Origin of the sequence: Pseudalgibacter alginicilyticus (genome assembly GCF_001310225.1) — a bacterium.
Taxonomy (GTDB): Bacteria; Bacteroidota; Bacteroidia; order Flavobacteriales; family Flavobacteriaceae; genus Pseudalgibacter; species Pseudalgibacter alginicilyticus.
In genome coordinates, this window is sequence record NZ_CP012898.1 from 511,055 (window position 1) to 533,982 (window position 22,928).

At 30.2% G+C, this 22,928-nt stretch carries 21 protein-coding genes; 11 read left to right on the top strand and 10 right to left on the bottom strand.

Translation table 11 applies throughout. The annotated features are described in order from the left end of the window. Positions 1 to 14: 14 nt before the first annotated feature. The 5 genes from efp to APS56_RS02040 form a co-directional block, all read right to left on the bottom strand. The gene (efp, locus tag APS56_RS02020) at positions 15 to 581 is read right to left on the bottom strand and encodes an elongation factor P (RefSeq protein WP_054724301.1); all 567 of its coding nucleotides are present in this window, start codon (positions 579 to 581) and stop codon (positions 15 to 17) included. Between the two features lie 4 nt (positions 582 to 585). Beyond that, a complete protein-coding gene (gene lpxA, locus APS56_RS02025) occupies positions 586 to 1,371 on the bottom strand; it encodes an acyl-ACP--UDP-N-acetylglucosamine O-acyltransferase (protein ID WP_054724303.1) in 786 nt (261 codons plus the stop codon). 3 nt (positions 1,372 to 1,374) lie between these two features. Continuing rightward, the gene (locus APS56_RS02030) at positions 1,375 to 2,781 is read right to left on the bottom strand and encodes a bifunctional UDP-3-O-[3-hydroxymyristoyl] N-acetylglucosamine deacetylase/3-hydroxyacyl-ACP dehydratase (protein WP_054724305.1); all 1,407 of its coding nucleotides are present in this window, start codon (positions 2,779 to 2,781) and stop codon (positions 1,375 to 1,377) included. Continuing rightward, positions 2,768 to 3,796 (bottom strand): UDP-3-O-(3-hydroxymyristoyl)glucosamine N-acyltransferase, encoded by a 1,029-nt coding sequence (gene lpxD / locus APS56_RS02035; RefSeq protein ID WP_054724307.1) that lies wholly within the window; start codon positions 3,794 to 3,796, stop codon positions 2,768 to 2,770. The genes APS56_RS02030 and lpxD overlap by 14 nt, the downstream gene beginning before the upstream one ends. Positions 3,797 to 3,942: 146 nt before the next feature. Then, positions 3,943 to 5,157: an HD domain-containing protein gene (locus tag APS56_RS02040; RefSeq protein WP_054724309.1), complete on the bottom strand. Its 1,215-nt coding sequence runs from the start codon at positions 5,155 to 5,157 to the stop codon at positions 3,943 to 3,945. A 121-nt stretch (positions 5,158 to 5,278) separates the two neighbouring features. Between APS56_RS02040 and porX the strand changes: the two genes are divergently transcribed. From porX to APS56_RS02055, 4 genes are all read left to right on the top strand, one after another. Further along, entirely contained in the window at positions 5,279 to 6,832 is a 1,554-nt protein-coding gene (gene porX / locus APS56_RS02045; protein ID WP_054724311.1) for a T9SS response regulator signal transducer PorX, read from the top strand. Between the two features lie 89 nt (positions 6,833 to 6,921). After that, a complete protein-coding gene (gene tsaE / locus APS56_RS02050) occupies positions 6,922 to 7,326 on the top strand; it encodes a tRNA (adenosine(37)-N6)-threonylcarbamoyltransferase complex ATPase subunit type 1 TsaE (RefSeq protein WP_054731074.1) in 405 nt (134 codons plus the stop codon). Positions 7,327 to 7,530: 204 nt separating this feature from the next. Further along, on the top strand, positions 7,531 to 7,662 hold the full coding sequence (locus APS56_RS17215; RefSeq protein ID WP_257720168.1) for a hypothetical protein: 132 nt from the start codon (positions 7,531 to 7,533) through the stop codon (positions 7,660 to 7,662). Next, positions 7,637 to 8,143, top strand: a complete 507-nt coding sequence (locus tag APS56_RS02055) for a hypothetical protein (protein ID WP_236778450.1) — start codon at positions 7,637 to 7,639, stop codon at positions 8,141 to 8,143. The genes APS56_RS17215 and APS56_RS02055 overlap by 26 nt, the downstream gene beginning before the upstream one ends. Here the strand turns inward: APS56_RS02055 and APS56_RS02060 are convergent. Continuing rightward, entirely contained in the window at positions 8,140 to 10,572 is a 2,433-nt protein-coding gene (locus APS56_RS02060; protein WP_169786426.1) for an outer membrane beta-barrel protein, read from the bottom strand. The genes APS56_RS02055 and APS56_RS02060 overlap by 4 nt on opposite strands. 160 nt (positions 10,573 to 10,732) lie before the next feature. On the opposite strand from APS56_RS02060, the gene APS56_RS02065 reads away from it, so the two are divergent. The 7 genes from APS56_RS02065 (at position 10,733) to APS56_RS02095 (ending at position 16,503) form a co-directional block, all read left to right on the top strand. Beyond that, entirely contained in the window at positions 10,733 to 11,932 is a 1,200-nt protein-coding gene (locus APS56_RS02065) for an alanine dehydrogenase (protein WP_054724317.1), read from the top strand. A gap of 36 nt (positions 11,933 to 11,968) precedes the next feature. Continuing rightward, positions 11,969 to 12,346: a DUF4258 domain-containing protein gene (locus APS56_RS02070; protein WP_054724319.1), complete on the top strand. Its 378-nt coding sequence runs from the start codon at positions 11,969 to 11,971 to the stop codon at positions 12,344 to 12,346. A 6-nt stretch (positions 12,347 to 12,352) separates the two neighbouring features. After that, complete coding sequence (locus APS56_RS02075; protein ID WP_054724321.1) at positions 12,353 to 12,946, top strand: sugar transferase; 594 nt, start codon at positions 12,353 to 12,355, stop codon at positions 12,944 to 12,946. 99 nt (positions 12,947 to 13,045) lie between these two features. Continuing rightward, positions 13,046 to 14,122 (top strand): UDP-N-acetylglucosamine 4,6-dehydratase, encoded by a 1,077-nt coding sequence (locus APS56_RS02080; RefSeq protein ID WP_054724323.1) that lies wholly within the window; start codon positions 13,046 to 13,048, stop codon positions 14,120 to 14,122. A gap of 109 nt (positions 14,123 to 14,231) precedes the next feature. After that, positions 14,232 to 15,299, top strand: coding sequence for a 3-dehydroquinate synthase (gene aroB, locus APS56_RS02085; RefSeq protein ID WP_054724325.1), 1,068 nt, complete (start codon positions 14,232 to 14,234; stop codon positions 15,297 to 15,299). 86 nt (positions 15,300 to 15,385) lie between these two features. Then, a complete protein-coding gene (locus APS56_RS02090; RefSeq protein WP_054724327.1) occupies positions 15,386 to 15,694 on the top strand; it encodes a hypothetical protein in 309 nt (102 codons plus the stop codon). A 59-nt stretch (positions 15,695 to 15,753) separates the two neighbouring features. After that, the gene (locus APS56_RS02095) at positions 15,754 to 16,503 is read left to right on the top strand and encodes a tyrosine-protein phosphatase (RefSeq protein ID WP_054724329.1); all 750 of its coding nucleotides are present in this window, start codon (positions 15,754 to 15,756) and stop codon (positions 16,501 to 16,503) included. On the opposite strand, the gene APS56_RS02100 is transcribed toward APS56_RS02095, so the two are convergent. Genes APS56_RS02100 through APS56_RS02115 form a run of 4 tightly spaced genes read right to left on the bottom strand, consistent with a single transcriptional unit; the run spans position 16,500 to position 22,808 of the window. Further along, the gene (locus APS56_RS02100) at positions 16,500 to 18,884 is read right to left on the bottom strand and encodes a GumC family protein (protein ID WP_054724331.1); all 2,385 of its coding nucleotides are present in this window, start codon (positions 18,882 to 18,884) and stop codon (positions 16,500 to 16,502) included. The two genes, APS56_RS02095 and APS56_RS02100, sit on opposite strands and share 4 nt — an antisense overlap. Before the next feature lie 15 nt (positions 18,885 to 18,899). Continuing rightward, on the bottom strand, positions 18,900 to 19,679 hold the full coding sequence (locus tag APS56_RS02105) for a polysaccharide biosynthesis/export family protein (RefSeq protein ID WP_054724333.1): 780 nt from the start codon (positions 19,677 to 19,679) through the stop codon (positions 18,900 to 18,902). A gap of 46 nt (positions 19,680 to 19,725) precedes the next feature. Beyond that, a complete protein-coding gene (locus tag APS56_RS02110; protein WP_054724335.1) occupies positions 19,726 to 21,681 on the bottom strand; it encodes a nucleoside-diphosphate sugar epimerase/dehydratase in 1,956 nt (651 codons plus the stop codon). Beyond that, positions 21,678 to 22,808, bottom strand: a complete 1,131-nt coding sequence (locus APS56_RS02115) for a DegT/DnrJ/EryC1/StrS family aminotransferase (protein WP_082379224.1) — start codon at positions 22,806 to 22,808, stop codon at positions 21,678 to 21,680. Before APS56_RS02115 ends, APS56_RS02110 begins: the two co-directional genes overlap by 4 nt. Positions 22,809 to 22,928: the final 120 nt, after the last annotated feature.

A 22,928-nucleotide genomic window follows, 5' to 3' on the forward strand; every position in this document is an offset into this window, starting at 1 on the left:
TAAGTAATAACCTTTTATTCCTTTACACGCTCTTTGTACGTGCCCTTTTCTGTTTCAACTTTAATTTTATCTCCTTCGTTAATAAACAAAGGAACATTAACGGTAGCTCCAGTTTCAACCGTTGCGGGTTTGGTAGCATTAGTCGCTGTATTTCCTTTTACTCCTGGCTCAGTAGCTGTAACTTCTAAAATAACATTTGCAGGCATTTCAACAGAAAGTGGCATATTGTCTTCAGCATTAATTATTACTGTAACCACCTCACCTTCTTTCATTAACCCTGGATTGTCTAATGCAGCCTCCAATAATCTTATTTGCGTGTAATCTGCTTCATTCATAAAGTGATAGAACTCACCATCATTATATAAATATTGAAACTTATGAGTTTCTACGCGTACATCTTCCAATTTATGACCTGCAGAAAATGTATTGTCTATTATTTTACCATTGGTAACGCTTTTCATTTTTGTTCTAACAAAAGCAGGACCTTTTCCTGGTTTAACGTGTAAAAATTCTATTATTTTATAAATATCACTGTTATAACGAATGCATAATCCGTTTCTAATATCACTTGTAGTTGCCATATGATTAATTTGATTTAAAATATCCTTTCATAATGCCTCGATGAGAATTCTTAATAAACTGTAGAACTTCATCGCGCTCAGGTGTCGCTTGCATTTCAGCTTCAATAATTTCTGATGCTTGGGTGTTGTTATAATTCTTTTGATAAAGAATACGATAAATATCTTGTATTTCTCTTATTTTTTCTGTTGTATAGCCCCGTCTTCTTAATCCAACGGAATTTATCCCAACATACGATAAAGGTTCTCTTGCAGCTTTTACATAAGGAGGCACATCTTTTCTTACCAATGACCCACCCGTAACAAATGCATGATTGCCAACAGAAACAAATTGATGCACTGCTACCATACCTGCCAAAACAACGTAATCTCCAATGGTTATGTGTCCAGCAAGAGTACTGTTATTTGAAAAAATACAATTATTTCCAACAATACAATCGTGTGCAACGTGACAATAAGCCATAATTAGACAATTGTTTCCAATAACCGTTTTCATTCTATCTGAAGTCCCTCTATTGATGGTAACACATTCTCTTATTGTCACATTATTACCAATTTCAACAGTAGTTTCTTCATCATTATATTTCAAATCTTGAGGTACAGCAGAAATTACTGAGCCAGGAAAAATATTGCAATTTTTCCCAATTCGTGCACCTTCCATGATAGTTACATTACTACCTATCCAAGTTCCCTCGCCTATTACTACATTATTATGTATGGTTGTAAAGGGTTCGATAACAACATTTTTTGCGATTTTAGCTCCCGGATGAACGTAAGCAAGTGGTTGGTTCATAGTTTATTTTACTTTAGAAATTTGCGCCATAAGTTCTGCTTCTGCACAAAGCTTACCATTAGCATAAGCATAACCTTGCATGTGGCATATACCACGACGAATAGGTGTTATTAACGAACACTTGAATATTAACGTATCGCCAGGAACTACTTTTTGTTTAAACTTAACGTTATCCATTTTCATGAAAAATGTTAAATAATTTTCAGGATCTGGAACTGTATTCAAAACCAATATACCTCCCGTTTGCGCCATAGCTTCAACAATTAAAACACCAGGCATAACAGGAGCTCCAGGGAAATGACCTTTAAAGAACTCTTCATTCATGGTTACATTTTTTTGAGCAATGACATAATTATCTGTTAGCTCAAAAACCTTATCGATAAGTAAGAAAGGTTGACGATGTGGTAGCATGGCCATAATTTGATTAACATCCATTAAAGGTGTTTGACTCAAATCTATATTAGGAACATTGTTACGTCTTTCATTTTTAATGAGTTTAGACATTTTTTTTGCGAATTGTGTATTCACAAAATGGCCTGGTTTATTTGCAATGACCTTACCTTTTATTTTTATTCCAATAAGAGCTAAATCACCAAGAACATCAAGTAATTTATGTCTAGCTGCTTCATTAGGGTGGTGTAAGGTTAGGTTGTCTAAAATACCATTTGGTTTTATGGCAATAGTGTCTTTTTTAAACGCAACTTTTAGTTTTTCTGTAGTTTCAGGAGATAATGCTTTGTCTACATAAACAATGGCATTATTCAAATCCCCTCCTTTAATCAAGCCATGTTCTAAAAGCATTTCTATTTCATGTAAAAAGCTAAAAGTCCTTGCATTTGCAATATCTGTTTTAAAATCAGAAATTTGACTTAAAGTAGCATTTTGGGTTCCTAATACTTTAGTGCCAAAATCTACCATTGTAGTAATTTGATATTCTTTGGATGGCATGATTAAAATTTCACTACCAGTTTCCTCATCAGAATACGAAATAACATCTGTAACCTCATAGACTTCTCTCAAAGCGTCTTGTTCTGTAAAACCAACTTTTTCAAGTGCTTCAACAAAAAACTTTGAAGATCCATCCATAATTGGTGGTTCAGATTCATTTAATTCAATTAGAATATTATCAATATCCAAGCCAACTAAAGCAGCCAATACATGCTCTGATGTTTGTATGGTTACCCCATTTTTTTCCAAACATGTACCACGTTGAGTATTGGTAACATAATTAGCATCTGCCTCAATTATAGGTTTCCCTTCTAAATCGACACGCTGAAAAGCATAGCCAGTATTTTCATTGGCAGGTTTAAAGGTTAAGGTTACATTTTTCCCTGTATGCAAGCCTACTCCTGTTAAGGAAGTTTCCTTTTTTATGGTTTTTTGCTTTATTTCAGTATTAACTATTCCCATTTATTTTTTTTTCTAAATCATTGATATCATTAATAATTTTTGGTAAATTTTTGAAATGTACATAAGATTTATTGAAGTCATTTAAAGCAATAGCTGGAGAGCCTTGCAACGTTTCATTATCTTTTACATTTCTAGCAATTCCAGACTGCGCTTGTATTTTTACATTATTACCAATAGTAACATGTCCAACAATTCCTACCTGACCACCAATCATACAATTCTCACCTACTTTTGCAGATCCTGCAACACCTGTTTGAGATGCTATTACGGTATTTTTTCCAATTTCTACATTATGGGCAATTTGGATATGGTTATCTAATTTAACACCACTTCTAATAATAGTGGAGCCCATGGTGGCTCTATCTATAGTTGTAGCAGCACCTATATCAACATAATCTTCAATAATTACATTACCTATTTGTGGAATTTTTTTGTATTCTCCATTCTCACTTGGAGCAAAACCAAATCCATCCGCCCCAATAATAACACCTGAATTAATAACACAATCACTACCTATTATGGTTTCAGAATAAATTTTAGCTCCTGAAAAAATAATGGTATTATCTCCAATGATAACATTATCACCTATATAAGCGTTTGGGAAAATCTTTACATTCCTGCCAATTTTTACATTTTCGGCTAAATACGTAAAAGCACCAATATAAACACCTTCACCATAGGTAGCCGTTTTAGAAATAAACGAAGGCTCTTCTATTCCAAATTTATTGAGTTTTACTAAGTTATAATATTCTAATAATTTAGAAAATGCCAAATAAGCATCGTCAACCTTTATTAGGGTTGTGTTGATTTTACTATCAGGTTTGAATTCTTTATTTACTATAGCAATAGAAGCCTTGGTAGAATATAAAAAGGAATTATACTTTGGGTTTGCTAAAAATGTTACAGACCCCTCTGAACCTTCTTCAATTTTTGATAACTTATATACTTCAATATCAGGGTTTCCCTCAATATCTCCATCTAAAATTCCTGCTATTTGTTGTGCTGTAAATTTCAAACTAAAAAAGGTTATTTTGTTTTAATCGATGCAAAAATAGGAAAAATGTACTTAAGTTTTTCATGTGCTAATGTTTATTCCTAGATGTTGATCAACAAATTATCTTAATCGATTATTATTAAACTGTTAAGAAAATGCGTCTATTGTTAGCCCTTGGGGTAACATATATAATACTTAGTCACTGGTTTTGAAAGTGTTTTAAGATTTAAATGGTCTGATGCTTTTACAATATCAACTATTTTACCAGATTTATATAAAATGTTTATATTTTGTTTTGTTGACTGGTACGCTTGATTTGATATACTTCCTGTAAAAACAAAATAAGAAGCTTCTTCCGTTGAAGTATTATGAGTTTTCTTAAAAGCTTTCAAATGTTTTTGCAAGGTTTCATCCTTTATTTTTTTATTTTTCATTTTAATTTTCAACAAATCCCTGTTGATAATCATGGCACATAAATTACTTAAAACAAAATCGTCATGATACTGCCAAGCTTTCATTGCTGAAATTACATCGTAATCATCTAATTGTGAAAACACATCTAAGGTTGTATCATTGAAATTATGGATTGAAATCTCATTATTTAAAAAATACTGAAGCGGTTTACTTGCTTGTAAATTACTTCCTGTACTGTTTAATTCTTTGGCTCTTTTTAAAACTCGAATTAATAACTGCTCTGCGGCTAACCCTGTTTTATGTAAATAAACTTGCCAATACATTAAACGTCTAGCAATAATGAATTTTTCAACGCTATAAACACCTTTTTCTTCAACGACTAAAGCATCGTTAACCACATTAAGCATGGTAATTAATCGTTCACTATTGATATTTCCTTCAGCAACGCCAGTATAAAAACTATCTCGCTTTAAATAATCAGCCCTATCCATGTCTAATTGACCAGAAATAAGTTGACACATAAATAGCCGAGGGTACTCTCCTTTAAAAATTTGAATAGCAAGCGTTAAACTTCCGTTAAATTCCTGGTTTAAACGCTCCATAAACAACAATGAAATATGTTCATGAGATACATTATTTACAATACTATGTTCCATGGCATGCGAGAAAGGTCCATGGCCAATATCATGTAGTAAAATAGCAACATAAAGAGCTTCTTCTTCTTCTTCTGATATTGTAACACCTTTAAAGCGAAGTACATTAACAACATTTTGCATTAAATGCACACAACCTATAGCGTGATGAAAACGCGTGTGATTTGCACCTGGATATACTAAGTGAGACATCCCCATTTGAGTGATTCGGCGTAGTCTTTGGAAATACTTATGTTGGATTAAATCAAAAATAAGCGAATTAGGGATGGTAATAAATCCGTAAATTGGGTCGTTTAATATTTTTAGCTTATTCAAACGTTATTTTTTAGCGTTAAATAGTTACAAATATAGGAAGTCCAATATTAGCTATAAATAAAAAAGACTTCAAATTGCAAAATGAATATAATAAGATTATAATTTTACAAAAATTTATAAAATGAATACAATAAAAATACTTTGGGTAGATGATGAAATTGATTTATTGAAACCTCATATTTTATTTCTTGAGAAAAAAAATTACGAAGTAACAAAGTGTAATAGCGGTACCGAAGCTATTGATATGTTAGACGATCATAAATTTGATATTGTTTTTTTAGATGAAAACATGCCTGGACTTACAGGCTTAGAAACCTTAAATGAAATTAAAGAAAAACAAGCCAATCTTCCAGTGGTAATGATTACCAAAAGTGAAGAAGAGTACATTATGGAAGAAGCTATTGGTAATAAAATAGCTGATTATTTAATAAAACCTGTTAATCCTAATCAGATATTATTAAGTATAAAAAAGAATTTAGACCATTCGAGATTGGTATCCGAAAAAACAACATCTAATTATCAGCAAGAATTTAGGAAAATAGCAATGGATTTGGCAATGGTTAATTCTTATGAAGAATGGGTGAACTTGTACCAAAAACTAATTTATTGGGAAATACAACTTGAAGATATTGAAGATGTTGGGATGTTTGAAATCTTAGAATCTCAAAAAGTAGAAGCGAATAGCCAGTTTGGAAAATATATTGAAAAAAATTATTTTAATTGGTTTGATAAAGATACGGACGCGCCAATTATGTCTCACACACTTTTTAAGGAAAAAATAGCACCCGAACTTAGTAAGGAACAACCTATACTTTTGGTGGTTATTGATAATTTACGCTACGACCAATGGAAGGTGTTTGAGCCAATTATTAATAATTACTATAAAAAAGACAGTGAAACTGGTTTTTTTAGCATTCTACCTACTGCGACACAATATGCAAGAAATGCTATTTTTTCAGGGCTTATGCCAAGTGAAATGGAAAAATTATTCCCTAAGTATTGGAAAAATGATACTGATGAAGGAGGAAAAAATCTTTATGAAGCTGAGTTTTTAGAAAGCCAGATGAAGCGCCTTAGTTTAAATCACTTAACATACGAATATCACAAAATAACCAATCTTAAAAGTGGAAAAAAATTAGCAGACAATTTCAACTCTTTAAAAGACAATGATTTGACTGTTGTAGTTTATAATTTTGTTGATATGCTATCCCATTCCAAAACTGAAATGGAAGTAGTTAAAGAATTAGCTTCAAATGACAAGGCTTATAGGTCTTTAGCTCTTAGCTGGTTTAAAAATTCTCCGCTGCTAGAAATGATTCATCAAGCACAAGCTTTAGGCTTTAAGTTGCTTTTAACAACCGACCATGGAACGATTAATGTTAAAAACCCATCAAAAGTTGTTGGAGATAGAGATACAAGTTTAAACCTTCGTTACAAAACAGGTAGAAGTTTAACTTATGATAATAAAGATGTGTTAGTCGCTAAAGATCCAAAAGAAATTCACCTTCCTTCCATTACTATGAGTAGTTCATTCATTTTTGCTAAAAGCGATTTGTTTTTTGCTTATCCAAACAATTACAACCACTATGTCAGTTATTTTAGAAACACGTATCAGCATGGTGGTGTGTCCCTTGAAGAAATGATTATTCCATTTGTTGTATTTAATCCTAAATAATCCGTGTAATGCATAAATAATCGATTAAATACATCGTGTATTAGCTTAATTCAAATTTTATTATTAATATTGCTTTAAAATGTTTGCCATTGGAAATAGTATATAATATTGATGATGTCAATGAAGTTGCTAAACAATTAGTTAGCAATCTAAAAACAAAAACAATAGTGATTTATGGTGAAATGGGAGCTGGTAAGACAACCCTTATAAAAGCTATTGTTAAAATATTGAATAGTACTGATGAAGTTAGTAGTCCTACTTTTTCAATAGTAAATGAATACAGTACAAATGAAACGTTAATATATCATTTTGATTTATATAGAATTAATGATTTAGAAGAAGCCTATAACTTTGGTATTGAAGAATATATTTATTCAGACAATTGGTCAATTATTGAATGGCCTCAAATAATTGAAGATATTTTACCAGAGCATTTTGATAGAGTTGAATTAACAATAAATCTTAATAATTCTAGAACATTAAAATTGATTTAAAGAACAATATAACAGATAAATAGAGATATAAAAATTTAAGTAAAATAACATAAATAACGCCATAATTTTAAAGAGTTACGGATAAACCGCAGCATAAAAATAAAAAAACTATGTTTTTAACATTTTTTTAACGTTTGTCCAATTTCATCAAGAAACTCATTCTATACTTTTGAGGTAATTAATTAATTTAAATCCCTTAAAAAAATGAGAGCAAAAAAATTAGTAGTAGCAGTAGCTATTTTCGGTGGTGTTTTATTTATGGCACAAGCAGTAAATGCATACAACCTAGATGGAACAACAACAGTCAAAGTTGACAAAAGAAAAGTTAAAAAATAAGAATTTAGTAATTGGTAGTATAATTGCTACTCTAATTGCTATAAGTCCTTATTTATTTTACTTACATGAAAGTGTGCCTGATGTTAAAGTTTGGCACACTTTTTTATTTACCTATAACGCAGGACATTATGACAGTGCTTCTATAGCTATTTGGGTGTTATTAGGGAAACTTATTCCATTATATTTATTATTCATTTGGTTTTTTACTTGCAGGCATTGGTGGTATCATGTTTTAATTGTACCTATTTCAATGTATGCCTACCAAACCTTTGATGTATTAAATAAAGATATAATCTTTTTTGATGCCAATCAATTAATATATTTATTTCCAATTATGGCTGTTGTTATTCCTTCAATTTATTTAATAAGAGCGCGGATATTTAATAAAATTAATGAAACAACCAAAACAATGCAAGAGTTGGAAGATGAACTGAAAGTGTCTCCAAAAAGTTTTTGGGAAAAAATGCGACAATATTTTTAGTGATTATTTTTTTTACTGCCCAACCTATTTCGTTCTTCTAAATCAATTTCTTTTTGATTGTTTTTTAAATGAGTATTACCAAATTTATAATTAAATCCAAACATAACGAGTCTATTTTCTATTCTAGATTTAAGTAAAATATCCTGATTCAAATATTTAGTGGTTTGATTATAATTTTTAGTGTTAAAAATGTCAGACACCCCTAAACTTATTGATGCTCTGTTTTTCCATAGTGATTTCCTTAAATTAATATCTAAGCCCAACCTATCACTTATAATAGAGGGACCGTCAGCATATGGCGAAATATATAATAATGAAACATCAGCCGTTAAGCTATTATCTTTTAAAAAAGAAAAGTAATTACCAATTTCAAAATATACAGACCATTTATTTTTAGATTCCAATGTATTGTTTGATTCCAATGCATAAAATTTATTACCATAATAAAATAAAGAGGCCATTGCATTCATGTGCCAACGGTTGATAATTTTAGTATAGGTTGAAAAATCAAGACCGTATGATATACTAGTATCTATATTGGTATTGATATATTTTAAAATGTTAGTATCATTATCTTGGAATACAATTTCTAATGTAGGATTGTTTTCATAACGATAATACGCTTCCAAGGTATATTTTTTATTAAACGTATAGCCTAAAGTAAATACATCGTCAATTTGAGGTTTTAATTTTGGATCTCCAGTTGTATAAACATTATCATTTAAGAAAAACTTAAAAGGATTTAATTCTTGATATCGAGGACGGTAAATGCGTCTGTTATATTCAATATACAAAGTGTTTTTTTTATTTAAATTTTTCAAAATTGACAATGCAGGGAAAAATTTGACATAATGCTGAACGTTATCTTGGTCTGTTGTTAATGAGTTACCTTCAAGATTGGTATATTCAACTCGCAAACCAGCTTTAATACTCCAATTATCTGTTTGATTTGAAAAACTTGAATAGATGGCGTAGTTCATTTCATCATACAAAAATGTATCCGAGTTATTTATATCATCTTGCTTAACTTCGTCTTCATAAATATATTGCCTTATAATATTTTCGGAATCTATGCTCGATATTTTTAAGCCAGCTTCAAATTCTGACGAATCTGATATTGGTAATTCGTAATCCATTTGGCCAGTATATAATTTAATTACTTGACTTGAAAATGTTTGAAACCTATTATTTAAATACGGTTCAATTTCATTTGGATAAAAATAGTCTGTATCTACATTTTGAAAACTTGAAAAATCATAATTAGTATGATGAATGTTTGCTGAAATCTTTTCACCTTCTCTTTTAAATTTGTGAGCATAATCTAAAGTAAATGCAAAATTGAATATCTCATTTACTGATTTGTTTAAAGTGTTAAATGTGGACTCCAATTCACTATCAAAATCATAAATTTCAGTAGATGAATAAACGTCCATTTTTGTATTGTCTCTTGGAGCAAAAAGCAAGTTTGTGAAAAAACCAAAAGAATTATGATCATCCAAATCATAAATAATACTCCCATTAATATTGTGGTTTGAAAATTTTTGCCTTTTTTCATAAGCTGTTTCCCAGCTGGAAACGACACTGTTATTATCAATAAAATTGATAAACTCCGTATTATTTATATAATCTTTTTTGGGATTTATATTATAATTAAGATAGGTGCTAATTTTTTTAGTTTTAAAAAAATGACTGGATCCTAATGAATATTTTGGAAATTCACTTCCATGTTTTACAGATCCTAAAATACTCCCATTATACCCAGAAATTATATTCTTTTTAGTAATTATATTAAGCACAGACCCTCCTTCTGCTTCATATTTAGCAGGAGGATTTGTAATAACCTCTACAGACTTTATGTTATCAGCCGAAGTACCTTCTAATAATTGTAAAACTTCAGAAGATGACAAATGAACTTTTCTATCGTTGATATAAATTGTAGGCTCTCCATTTTTAACAGTTATTTTTTCTTCATTAATCAAAACACCAGGTGTATGCTTTAAAATATCTAAAACATTGCCATTTGATAACGTGGAGTTTTCAACATTAAAAATAAAACGATCAACTAACCGTTTTACCGTAGGGTTTTTGGCTATAATAGTAATTCCATGGAGTTGTTCAATGTTCTCTTCTAAAATTAAAATTCCAAAATCAATATCTTTATCTACCAGAAGAGTTGTTTCGTATGTTTTAAAACCAATAAAGCTAACTTTTAATGTATATATTTTTTTCTTAAGGTTGCTTATAACAAAATGGCCATTCTCAGACGTAATAACTCCTAAATTTAAGGAATCACTACTCATAGCTGTAACGTTGGCAAAAGCAATAGGCGTATTTTCTGAATTATTTACTTGACCTCTAATGGTAAATTCTTGACCATAGGTAAGCATAGAAAAAAAGATGATTATAAAAGATAGAAATTTTACTACCATAAACGTACATAGTGAAAACAAATTTATAATAATTAATAGAATATTTTTGAGGATAATCATAAATTTTAGTAACTATTTTCTTGCATTAATTGTTTATAAATAAGATTTAATCAATCAAAAAAATATTCGTAATTTGAATTTTATTAAATAAGACCATAACATGTCAAAATCACTGTCTCCTTTCACTAAGCAGCAGCTATTACCTCAAGAAGAAACGCTTGAAATTTTTAAACGAAAAGGCGAACTTTATATTGGTATTCCAAAAGAAACAGCTCACCAAGAAAAACGTGTTTGTTTAACACCTGATGCCGTTTCTGCTATAGTAAGTAATGGACATAAAGTTTTATTAGAATCTGGAGCTGGAAACGGTGCTAATTTTAGTGATAAAGATTATAGTGAAGCAGGGGCTGAAATAACAAAAGACACTGAAAAAGTATTTTCTTGTCCAATGATTCTCAAAGTGGAGCCTCCAAGTTTAGAGCAAATAAAACTTATAAATCCGCAAACCATTCTGATATCTGCTTTACAAATTAAAACTCAAAACAAATTATATTTTGAGGCTTTAGCAGCCAAAAGAATTACAGCTTTAGCCTTTGAGTATATTCGAGAAGAGGATGGTGCTTATCCCGCAGTTCGGTCTTTGAGTGAAATTGCTGGTACAGCATCTATCTTAATTGCCTCGGAATTAATATCAAATAATAAAGATGGTAATGGTATTATGTTTGGTAACATTAGTGGTGTACCACCAGTAGAAGTTGTTATAATTGGAGCTGGAACTGTAGGTGAATTTGCAGCAAGAAGTGCAATTGGCTTAGGAGCAAACGTTAAAATATTTGATAATTCTATTTCTAAATTACGTAGAATTCAAACTAATTTAGGAAGGACACTTTTCACATCTACCGTTCAGCCAAAAAACTTATCTAAAGCCCTAAAGCGCTGCGATGTGGTAATTGGTGCTGTAAGAGGTGTTAACAGATCACCAATTGTCGTTTCTGAAGCTATGGTGCAAAGCATGAAAAAAGGAGCTGTGATTATTGATGTAAGTATTGATATGGGAGGGTGCTTTGAAACCAGTGAGGTTACCTCGCACAGAACACCTACATTTGTAAAAAATGGAGTTATCCATTATTGTGTTCCTAATATACCTGCCAAATATTCTCGAACAGCTTCTGTATCCATCAGTAATATTTTTACACCTTATTTATTGAAAATTGCGGAAGATGGAGGTATTGAAAATTCACTTCGTTTTGATAGAGGATTAAAAAATGGTTTGTACTTTTACCACGGAATTTTAACAAGCAAACCTGTTGCTGAATGGTTCAATTTGAAATATACTGATATCAATCTTCTTATATTTTAACAACTAAAATCATTTTCAGCATTCAAAATTTTTTAAATGAAATTAATACAACGTATCGGGTATTATCTTGGAGGCTTTTCTTTAGGGTTAATTATATTGGCTTTTTTTTTAAGTGGTAAAAAAACATCATGTAGCTATGGACCTGAAGCAAGAGTACTAAAAAATATTAACTCAAAAACACTTGAATATACAGATGATGTTTTACTTATTATGCAAGATAAGAATATTGATTCCATTACCATAAAACATGTGCTTTTAAAAGGTGATATTAATTTTAGCAACAACAAAACCGAACCAAGAAAAGCGCCTTGTGGGACTTATTACATTCAAAATGATTTTAATGAAAACCCAATAGCTCTAGTTGTTGAAAATTGTGATAGTACCGCTACCCTACTAAATTTGTATATAGAATAATTAGAAATGATTAAACGAAGTTTCGATTTTATTTTTTCATGCTTCGGGCTTATACTTCTATTACCTGTTCTGCTAATTATAGCCATTATCATAAAATTAGATTCCAAAGGTCCTGTTTTATTCATTCAGGCACGCGTAGGAAAAAACAATAAGGATTTTAATATTTTTAAGTTTAGAACCATGCGAGTAAAATCTGAATCTGAAGGGTCACTTACCATAGGAAATAAAGACGTCCGAATAACTAAAATTGGTTATTTCTTAAGGCGGTATAAAATTGATGAATTTCCACAACTGATTAATATCTTAAAAGGTGATATGAGTTTTGTTGGTCCAAGACCAGATTTAAGAGAATATGTGAATCATTATAAACCTGAAGATTATGTTATATTTAATGTGAGACCGGGTATTACAGGCTTAGCCTCTATTCATTATAGAAATGAAGTGGAGCTTTTAAAAGCTGCAGCACACCCTAAAGAATACTATATTAAAACAATTATTCCTGACAAATTAAAATACAATAAAATATATATTGCTCAGAATAATTTCTTTTTCGATTTAAAGCTTATTGCCATCACCATTTTACGAGTTATATTCAAATAATTAAAACGCTTTGCTTAAATTTTGAGTAAAAGAATTTAATTCCTATTTTGCATGTATAATTACCCCAACTAAATACCTTTTTCAACGAATCGACCTAAAATGGATAAGACGACTTTTAACTTCATTAGCCAATTATTGGATGAGTCTGAATTATTGAAACCAGCAACAAATATTAACATATTAAAAGAATCATTTAATTTTTCTAACGAAACACTTTTAATTACTGGTGCTGCAGGGTCTGTTGGTAGTGGTATTACCAAGCAATTGCGCCATAGTAATTTCAAAAAGCTAATTCTGATAGATAATGCAGAATCCCCGCTATATTATTTAATTAATGAATTAAAATTAAAAAATATATCAAATATTGAATTTTACTTAACAGATGTTCGAGATGAATCATCAATGCAATATCTTTTTGAAACATTTAAACCAACTATTATTTTCCATACGGCTGCCTATAAACATGTTCCCTTAATGGAAGCCCATCCATACGAAGCTATTAAATTGAATGTATTGGCTACAAAATCTTTAGCGCATTTTGCAATTAAAAATAATGCAAAAAAATTTATATTCATATCTACCGATAAAGCGGTAAATCCTATTGGTGTTATGGGGATGACCAAGTATTTTGCTGAATGTTATTTAAAAAGCTTGGGCACTCAAAATCATACCTCATTTATTATAACGCGATTTGGAAATATTTTTGGGTCAAATGGTTCAGTTGTACCTTTATTCATTAAGCACATAACATCTGAAACCCCATTAACCATCACCAATAAAAATATTACCCGATATTTTATTACAAAAAGCAAAGCCTGTCATTTGATACTCCAGATTGCGAGTTTTAATACTCTCAACAATTGTGTTTTAACCTTTAATATGGGGCATCCAATAAAAATAATTGATTTAGCAGAAGTTCTTATTTTCAAATTAACTAAAAATGAGAAAAACAAAATATTAATAAAAACATCAGAACTCAGGCCCGGTGAAAAGCTTCATGAAGAAACACTAAGCAACAACGAAACATTATTAAAAACAACCATACACAAAGATATTTTTTTAGTTGTTGACAAACCTAATGTCCTTAGAAAAACAATTGATATTGATGTTTTAAAAAACATACAACCATATCAAAGTCCTGCCGAAATCAAATTAATTTTAAAATCGCTAATCTAAAAAGGTGTGTCATTTCATTTGATAATTACAAAAGATAATTTCCGCTAAATTATCATTTTATATAAAATCTCCTTAATTTCACCGCTTTAAAAAATACAGTAGAAAATCTATGAATTCTTTCGCAGCAAATGATTGTATGATTCATTTTAATGAAGTTTGTTATGCTTCTATAAATGAACATCTTAAAAAAAATAATTTTTCAAAAATTTTTATTTTAGTAGATAACAACACACACTCATTATGCCTCCCTTCTTTTCTTGAAAAATTAGAAACAACAAGTACTATTGAAATTATTGAAATTGAAGATGGTGAAATTAATAAAACTATTGAAACTTGTGTAGGTGTATGGAATGCTCTATCGGAGTTAGATGCAGACAGAAAAAGTCTTCTTATAAATATTGGAGGTGGTGTTATAACTGACTTAGGTGGTTTTGTAGCTTCAACCTTTAAAAGAGGTATTGCATATATAAATGTTCCAACTACGCTATTAGCTATGGTAGATGCCTCTGTTGGAGGAAAAACAGGTGTGGATTTAGGGCATTTAAAAAATCAAGTTGGAGTTATTTCTACACCACAAATGGTGCTTGTGGACACCTCTTTTTTAAATACTTTAGCTGAAAACCAAATGAAATCGGGCTTGGCAGAAATGCTCAAACATGGACTAATAACTGGAGAAACCTATTGGAATCATTTTAAAGATTTAGCAGAACTTTCATTAAATGACTTGGATCATTTAATTTATGATTCAATTATTATTAAAAAGAATGTGGTTGAAAAAGACCCATTTGAAGCAAACTTAAGAAAAACATTAAATTTTGGACACACTTTAGGTCATGCTATTGAATCTTACTTTTTAAGTAATTCAGAAAAAACAACACTGTTACACGGTGAAGCTATTGTTTTTGGAATGATTTTAGAATGTTATATATCATCTGAATTAACAGGTTTTCCTATAGAAACAACTAAAACTATTAAAAATTCATTCCTTAATTATTACGGTAAAGTAGATATTAACGAAAGTGAATATGACACGATTATAGAGCTGCTTAAATATGATAAAAAGAATGAGCACGGCAATATTAACTTTGTGTTATTAGAAGCTATTGGTATTCCAAAAATTGATTGCCTTGTAAGTGATGCTTTAATTTACAAAGCATTTAATTTTTATAAGTCATAATGTCTATAAAAAAATAGTTGTAACTTTATCTGAGTATTATAATTCTATTTGATTGAAATTATTGTTTCATTTAAAACGTTTTTGATATGAAAAAAGTTATTGTGGATTACAAAAAATTAACACCAGAAGTTCTTACTTTACTAACAGAAAAGTTTCCTGATGGCTATGGCGATGATGATATTATTAAATTTGACAACCATCATAATGAAACTATAGAAGCTGTAGAAATAAAAACAGAGGATGCCATTTATTTGGTTAAAGTAAGTAGCAAATTGCATTATACCATGACTAATTTTGATAGCGATTCGTTTGAAGTTAATGAATTAGGAAATGTTATTGTAGGTGCTGATGACAAAATAATACCTCCAACTATTTTAAGAGACGAAGAAGAATAATTAAAAATCTAACCATTACACATTCACTTTTTAAAAAGTAAAAAGACGACCTACTACACATGTTTCATTTTTTTCAAAAAAAACTATTCCTAAAAGATTTATTAGAAGGATTTGTTGATATTCATTGTCATATTTTACCAGGTATTGATGATGGCGCATCCAATATTACTGAATCTTTGGATTTAATAGACAAACTAACGCAGTTGGGAGTCTCTCAATTTGTAGCCACACCACATGTTATGCAGGATTTTTATCCTAATACTGACGAAACCATTGGTGATGCCTTTCAATCTCTTATTGAAGCAGTGTCAAGTTCATCAAAACTATCAAATATTGTTATTAATCCAGCAGCTGAATATATGATGGATGAATACTTTGAAGACCATGTGTTAAATAACAATTTATTTACTTTAAAAAAGAACATAGTATTGGTTGAAATATCTTATTTTCAAGCACCTATAAATCTAGAGGACATTATTAGAAAAATCAAAAAACATGGTTACAAACCTGTTTTAGCACACCCAGAACGTTATTTGTATTACCATAATAATAAGGAGTATTACCATCGGTTAAAGCAATTAGGATGTGATTTTCAACTAAACCTTTTATCTTTAAGTGATTATTACGGTACAAATGTCCAAAAAAAAGCGCAATATCTAATTGATGAAAAATTAATTGATTTTGTAGGTACAGATACTCATAACTTGAAACATATTGAAAAGTTAACGAATATAAAACTATCTAAAACTTTATATAAGAATTTAGAACCTTTAATTCAAGAAACTAATCACACCTTTTCTGTAATTTAAGCCTTACTCTTTCTCTTTCTAAACCAAGATTTCTTTTCAGAGGCTCCGTAACCATACTTAGCTCCATAGCCAAAATTAGACTGATCTACACCATTAACAACCAACATCATTCCATTAAGTTTTTTGTTAGCATGTAGTTCTTTAGGGAAGTTTAACAAACGTTTTTCAGTATAATTAGCACGCGTCATATAGATGGTATGCCCTGCAAATTGACTAAATAATAAAGTATCAGTAACTAACATGGATGGAGCTGTATCAACAACTACATAATCATACTGTTCAGAAACTTTATCAAAAAGCGGTTTCATTCTATTATTCATTAATAACTCTGCTGGATTAGGTGGAATTTTTCCAGATAACATCACATCTATTTTATTACCATTAATGTCATAAGAATTTATAGCTTCTCCAATTAGTATAGATTTGTCAGACAGATATTCGGTTAATCCTATTTTGGAAATATCATCACTTTTTTCAAGACCAAGTGAAAGTTGAATTTTAGGATTTCTAATATCAGCACCAATTAACAAAACTCTTTTATCTGTATTAGCTAAAGTAAGTGCCATATTTACACTAAAAAATGACTTTCCTTCTCCTTTTATCGTGGAAGTTGTAAAAATAACATTATTATAAGGTTTTAAGTCTCTACCCCTACTAATGTAATCAAAATTGGTTCTAATAATTCTAAAAGATTCCGACAACAAAGATCTATCGTTTCTCATTATTGTTGCTTCAGAAGATTTTCCTTTAATACTAGGTATTTCCCCTATAACTGGAATATTATTTATTTCTTTTTCTAAGTCTTCTTTATTATGAATTTTAGTATCCAATAAATCTTTCAAATAAATAATTCCAAATGGAATAAGTAATCCAATAAAAATAGACGCAAGATAAATCATCTTTTTATTAGGAAATACAGGAGAGTTGGTAGAATACGCTTCGTCAATGATTTTAGAGTTTGCCGAAGTAGCAGTAAGTGATATGGTAGCTTCTTCTCTTTTCTGTAATAAATAAAGGTATAAGGATTCTTTTACCCCTTGCTTTCTTTCAATCGATCTTAATTTACGCTCTTGCCCAGGAACCGAATATATTTTAGAATTAATTCTACTTGACTGATTTTCTAAACTGTTTATTCTAATATCAAGAGACCGTTTAGAACTTTCTATATTGTTTTTTAAACTTTGACGTATATTATTTAATGATTGATTTAATTCTAAAACCGTAGCGTTTTTTTCCCCAGCACTTTTTAATAAATTTTGTCTTTGCGATAAAACTTCATTATATCTTAAAGAAAGTGCATCTAATGATGGATCGCCAATACTAACATTTATAGGTTCATACGAACCAGAATCTATAGCAAGAGACTCATCAACATAATCTAATATATTTTTCTGAGTTCTACTTACATTTAATTGTTCTTCATTTTGTGCACTGGAAGCTAAAAACTGACCCGCTTCAGAAGTAACATCAGTTATCTTGTTACCTGTTTTAAATCTTACAATACTATCATCTACATTCACTAAATCAGATGCTATTAACTCTACTCTTTCGTTAATAAAATCTGCTGTTTTCTTTGATCTGATATTTTTTTGATTAATAGTTTCCTTATTATATTCAACTATCAGTGTGTTTATTATCGTTTTAGCTTTATCTACCAAAGGATCTTGCAAACTGATGGTTAACACCTTTGAAGATTGTCCAGATGGATAAATTGCTATTCTATTTTTTAAAGACTCTGCTATTGATAAAACAGAAGATAACCTAACCCTAATGGTGTTTGAATTGGAGTTACCTATATTTTCTATTTTTGGTGTAATAATCATTTCACCAAAAAACGTAGGGATAATTTCTCCAAATTTATAAGTTTTTGACTCTCCATCTTCTAAAAGCCTATAATTGAATTCGGTGTCAGACAGGATGTCTACGAAAAAATTAAAATTTGTTTGATCAATAATAGAATCTGAAGCTATGAAACTGATATTAATAGGTTCACTTTTATATAATTCCGTTTCATTGATCCGCCCCTTGGAATAATAAGTTACATTTAACTTTAGCTTTTTAACAAGACTTTTTAAAAATTCCCTTGAAAGAATAGCTTGTATCTCATCATCAACTTTTGCCTCCTCATTTTCAGAGAAAAGAGATAAATCTTTAAAAACAGAATTAGCAGTACCATCATTTTCATCAAGAAGCATGATTTTTGCATAAGCCACATACTCAGGTATGGTGTATCTGATTTTAAAATAAGCAAAACAAATACAAATGACTCCGCTTAAAACAAACCATTTCCAATGCTTTAAATAAGTAGCAATAGTTTGTTTTAGGTTAAATCCTTCGGTTATAGGTTCTATTGAATTATTTGAGTTGTTTTGATTTAGCATATAACAAATATTATATTAGTTTCTGGTCACAAATATAAGAGCCGTAGTTAAAATAAAAGAAGTAATACTTATGATAGTCCCAATCCTTGAATCACCAGAAGCACCACTAATAGCTGAATTGTTAGGCTCCACGTATATGAAATCATTCTGAGTTAAGTAATAAACAGGGGAATTAAATAATTCTCTAGAGGTTAAATCCACTCGTGTGTATGTTTTAGTTCCAGCAAAATCACGAACAACCAATACGTTGTCTCTTCTACCTTTAATTGTTAAATCACCTGCTAAACCAAGCGCTTCTAAAATTGTTATACGTTCTCCAGAAACACTATAAACACCTGGGGCATTAACTTCACCAGAAACCGTAATTCTAAAATTTAGAATTCTTATATTTATTACTGGGTCCTTTAAATAATCTTTAGAAAGTTTTTCTTTAATAAGTTGTTTTGCTTCCTCAACGGTTAGGCCTATTAATTTTATTTTTCCTAAAACGGGATAATCTATATTTCCTTCACTATCTATTAAATAGTCTATTTCTTGACCAGTAGACCCTGTGTTTTTAACTAAATTAAAGGGCTTGGTTGCTTCTAGATTATACGTAGACACATAAATACTCACAATGTCATTCACTTTAAACTTAGGTTCAAACATGTCCGTATCTACTATGGTTTCAAAATCTTTTACATTTTGAAAATAAACGATATCTTTTTTGGTTTTACACGATGATACAAGCATCATCAATACCACAATAGAAAGATAAGCCAAACAACTTGGCCTTTGTAAGGTAAATAATTTCATTTTTATACTTAAATTTGGGGGAAGTTAGTAAAAAACTACATTTATACTATAAATTCATGTAAGTTTTATTAGTATTATCGTTTTGGGTTAATGCTTTTGCTTTCTTATAAATTTGAACTTTCTTATCAAATCTTTCGTAGTCAGAATTATTAGATTTGTATTCAGGAATTAAGTTTTTCATTTTTAAAACAATATTATTGTTTTGGAAACGATTGGTAATACACAATTCCTCTATTTCAGCTTTTACAGTGTCGTAATCTAATTCTCTAGTATTACTAATTAATATCTTTTTATGATAGGTTGATAAGGTGTTTTCTCCATTAGCAAGCAATTCTTCATATAATTTTTCGCCTGGGCGTAAACCGGTAATTTTAATATCAATATCTTCAGGAAATCTTAAACCTGATAATTTTATCATATTAACAGCCAAATCGTATATTTTAACAGATTCTCCCATATCAAAAATAAAGATCTCGCCACCTTTACCCATTGTACCTGCTTCAAGAACCAACTGTGCAGCCTCTGGAATAGTCATAAAATATCTTGTAATGTCTTTATGTGTAAGCGTTAAAGGCCCACCTTTTTCTATTTGTTTTTTAAACAAAGGAATAACAGATCCGTTAGAGCCTAACACATTACCAAATCTAGTTGTAATAAACTTTGTTTTGCTTTCTTTTTGAAGACAACTAATGTACATTTCAGACATTCTCTTAGTGGCACCCATGACACTTGTAGGATTAACGGCTTTATCTGTTGAAACAAAAACAAACTTTTTAACATTATACCGCGATGCTGTATCTGCAAGTAGCTTGGTACCATAAACATTTATCTTAATAGCCTCATACGGCGATTTTTCCATTAAAGGCACATGTTTGTAGGCTGCAGCGTGAAATACCATAGTTGGTTTGTGCTCTTGAAAAATATTGTCAATTCTTAAGCCATCTCTAATATCAGCTACAATAGCAACAAAATCAACTTTACTGTTTTGTTTTAATTCTTGTTGCACATCATATAAAGCAGATTCAGCTTGATCTACCAAAATCAATTTTCTTACATCAAAATAAGCTAATTGTTTAACCAACTCACTCCCAATAGAACCTGCAGCACCAGTTACGATAACCGTTTCTCCACTAAATTCATTTAATAAATTAGGATTGTCAATTTTTATTGGCTCTCTTCCTAAAAGGTCTTCAATTTGAAATTGTTTAATTTGACTTGTACTTAACTCGCCATTTATCCACTTTTCGATAGGTGGTACTTTTGTTATTTTAATATCCAAATCAATTAGACTATCTAACAATTTTATTAAATGACTAGAGTCAACAGCTTGAGAAGCTATAATAATTTCTTTAATAGCATGAGTCTCTATATAGGTTTTTGTTATTTTATCTTTTGATAAAATGGGAACTCCATTAATTGATTTTCCATTTTTTCTGGAATTATCATCTATAAAAGCTAAAACTTTAAAAATTGTTTTATCATTATTTACAAGGGCATTGTAGGTTACAATACCTGAATCACCAGCTCCATAAATTAGAATATTCTTAGAGGACATGTATATGCTCTTACAATATTGATAAGACATTTTAAACAACAACCTGCTTGCACTAAGTACCACAAAACTAATTAATGTGTACATCACAATTATTGAAAGAGGAATTGTAAATCCAGGGAAAGAACCTGTATTTCTATTGATTAACACCAATGCCACCAGTATTAAAGATGTTAATGATATGGATTTAAACAAGTTCATTACATCTGTAAACCCCGTATGTCTAATAACACTTTTAAAAGAACCAACAATAAAAAAACTTAATGTTGAAACTATAAAAAGTACAGGCAATTGAATTAAGAATTGATCTAAATCAAAATTTAAAGTAAAGTTAAATCTTATAACATATGCAATAAAAAAAGCTGATAAAACTAATAATAAATCAATCCCTAAAACAAGCCATTTTGAGGCAAATTTATGAGAGAAATAAGTAAAGTAATTTTTAATCATGATTTTAGGGTTTTAGATATAATATTTAGTACTCTATTTAAGTCATCCTGGGTTAAATTAGAACCACTTGGTAAACAAAGACCATTATTGAATAAGGTTTCAGAGACACCGTTTGTAAAGGCTAGGTAATCTTTAAAAACGGGTTGCATATGCATAGGTTTCCATAGTGGTCTAGATTCTATATCATCATCTTGCAAAGCTAACCGTAACCCTTCTCTGAATTCAAAAGAAGGTGTTTTTATACATGTAATCCATCTGTTTGAGAAAAAACCTTGAGGTTCTTCCAAAAATTCAATAACAGGGTTTTGCGCTAAATTATTTTTATAAAATTCAAAATTTTGTCTTCTTGCTTTTACTCTGTCATCAATAACCTCCATTTGTCCACGACCAATCCCTGCCAAAACATTACTCATTCTGTAGTTATGCCCTACAGAAGAATGCTCGTAGTGTGGTGCGTCATCTCTTGCCTGTGTTGCTAAAAAAACAGCCTTTTCTTTAAGTTTGATGTTTTTTGTAACTAATGCACCTCCTCCTGAAGTTGTTATTATTTTATTACCATTAAACGATATAATTCCAAGATCTGCAAGTGTACCACATTTCTGATTAAAATAAGTACTTCCCAAAGCTTCTGCACTATCTTCAACAACAGGAATGTCGTAACGTTTTGCAATAGCATTTATTTCATTAGCTTTATAAGGCATCCCATATAGGTGTACTGCTATAATAGCTTTTGGTTTTTTATATTTTTCAATTCTATCTTTAATAGCTATTTCAAGTAATTCAGGAGACATGTTCCATGTTTCAGGCTCACTGTCAATAAAAATTGGCGTAGCCCCCTGATACATAATAGGATTTGCTGATGCCGAAAATGTAAAACTTTGACACAACACTTCGTCCCCTGTAGTAACTCCTAATAGTTGAAGTGCTAAATGTATGGCTGCCGTACCAGAACTTAAAGCCGCAACATAATCGTCATCTCCAAGATATTCACGTAAATCATTTTCAAAACCATTTACATTGGGACCTAAAGGTGCTATCCAATTTGTATCAAAAGCTTCATTTACAAACTTTTGTTCTGTACCTCCCATGTGAGGTGATGATAGCCATATTTTAGTTTTAGTCAACATTAAACACTTATATTTTATAAGTTAATTATCCAAGGACATCCGATTAAAGACTCATATCTTTAATAATTTAATTTTATAATAAATTGTTTTTTGTGGATTTCCCTTACACATAAAACAAAA

Coding starts and splice junctions, on each gene's coding strand:
- efp (WP_054724301.1), bottom strand. CDS start 581: ATGGCAACTACAAGTGATATTAGAAACGGATTATGCATTCGTTATAAC.
- lpxA (WP_054724303.1), bottom strand. CDS start 1,371: ATGAACCAACCACTTGCTTACGTTCATCCGGGAGCTAAAATCGCAAAA.
- APS56_RS02030 (WP_054724305.1), bottom strand. CDS start 2,781: ATGGGAATAGTTAATACTGAAATAAAGCAAAAAACCATAAAAAAGGAA.
- porX (WP_054724311.1), top strand. CDS start 5,279: ATGAATACAATAAAAATACTTTGGGTAGATGATGAAATTGATTTATTG.
- APS56_RS17215 (WP_257720168.1), top strand. CDS start 7,531: ATGAGAGCAAAAAAATTAGTAGTAGCAGTAGCTATTTTCGGTGGTGTT.
- APS56_RS02060 (WP_169786426.1), bottom strand. CDS start 10,572: ATGGTAGTAAAATTTCTATCTTTTATAATCATCTTTTTTTCTATGCTT.
- APS56_RS02065 (WP_054724317.1), top strand. CDS start 10,733: ATGTCAAAATCACTGTCTCCTTTCACTAAGCAGCAGCTATTACCTCAA.
- APS56_RS02070 (WP_054724319.1), top strand. CDS start 11,969: ATGAAATTAATACAACGTATCGGGTATTATCTTGGAGGCTTTTCTTTA.
- APS56_RS02075 (WP_054724321.1), top strand. CDS start 12,353: ATGATTAAACGAAGTTTCGATTTTATTTTTTCATGCTTCGGGCTTATA.
- APS56_RS02080 (WP_054724323.1), top strand. CDS start 13,046: ATGGATAAGACGACTTTTAACTTCATTAGCCAATTATTGGATGAGTCT.
- aroB (WP_054724325.1), top strand. CDS start 14,232: ATGAATTCTTTCGCAGCAAATGATTGTATGATTCATTTTAATGAAGTT.
- APS56_RS02090 (WP_054724327.1), top strand. CDS start 15,386: ATGAAAAAAGTTATTGTGGATTACAAAAAATTAACACCAGAAGTTCTT.
- APS56_RS02095 (WP_054724329.1), top strand. CDS start 15,754: ATGTTTCATTTTTTTCAAAAAAAACTATTCCTAAAAGATTTATTAGAA.
- APS56_RS02100 (WP_054724331.1), bottom strand. CDS start 18,884: ATGCTAAATCAAAACAACTCAAATAATTCAATAGAACCTATAACCGAA.
- APS56_RS02105 (WP_054724333.1), bottom strand. CDS start 19,679: ATGAAATTATTTACCTTACAAAGGCCAAGTTGTTTGGCTTATCTTTCT.
- APS56_RS02110 (WP_054724335.1), bottom strand. CDS start 21,681: ATGATTAAAAATTACTTTACTTATTTCTCTCATAAATTTGCCTCAAAA.
- APS56_RS02115 (WP_082379224.1), bottom strand. CDS start 22,808: ATGTTGACTAAAACTAAAATATGGCTATCATCACCTCACATGGGAGGT.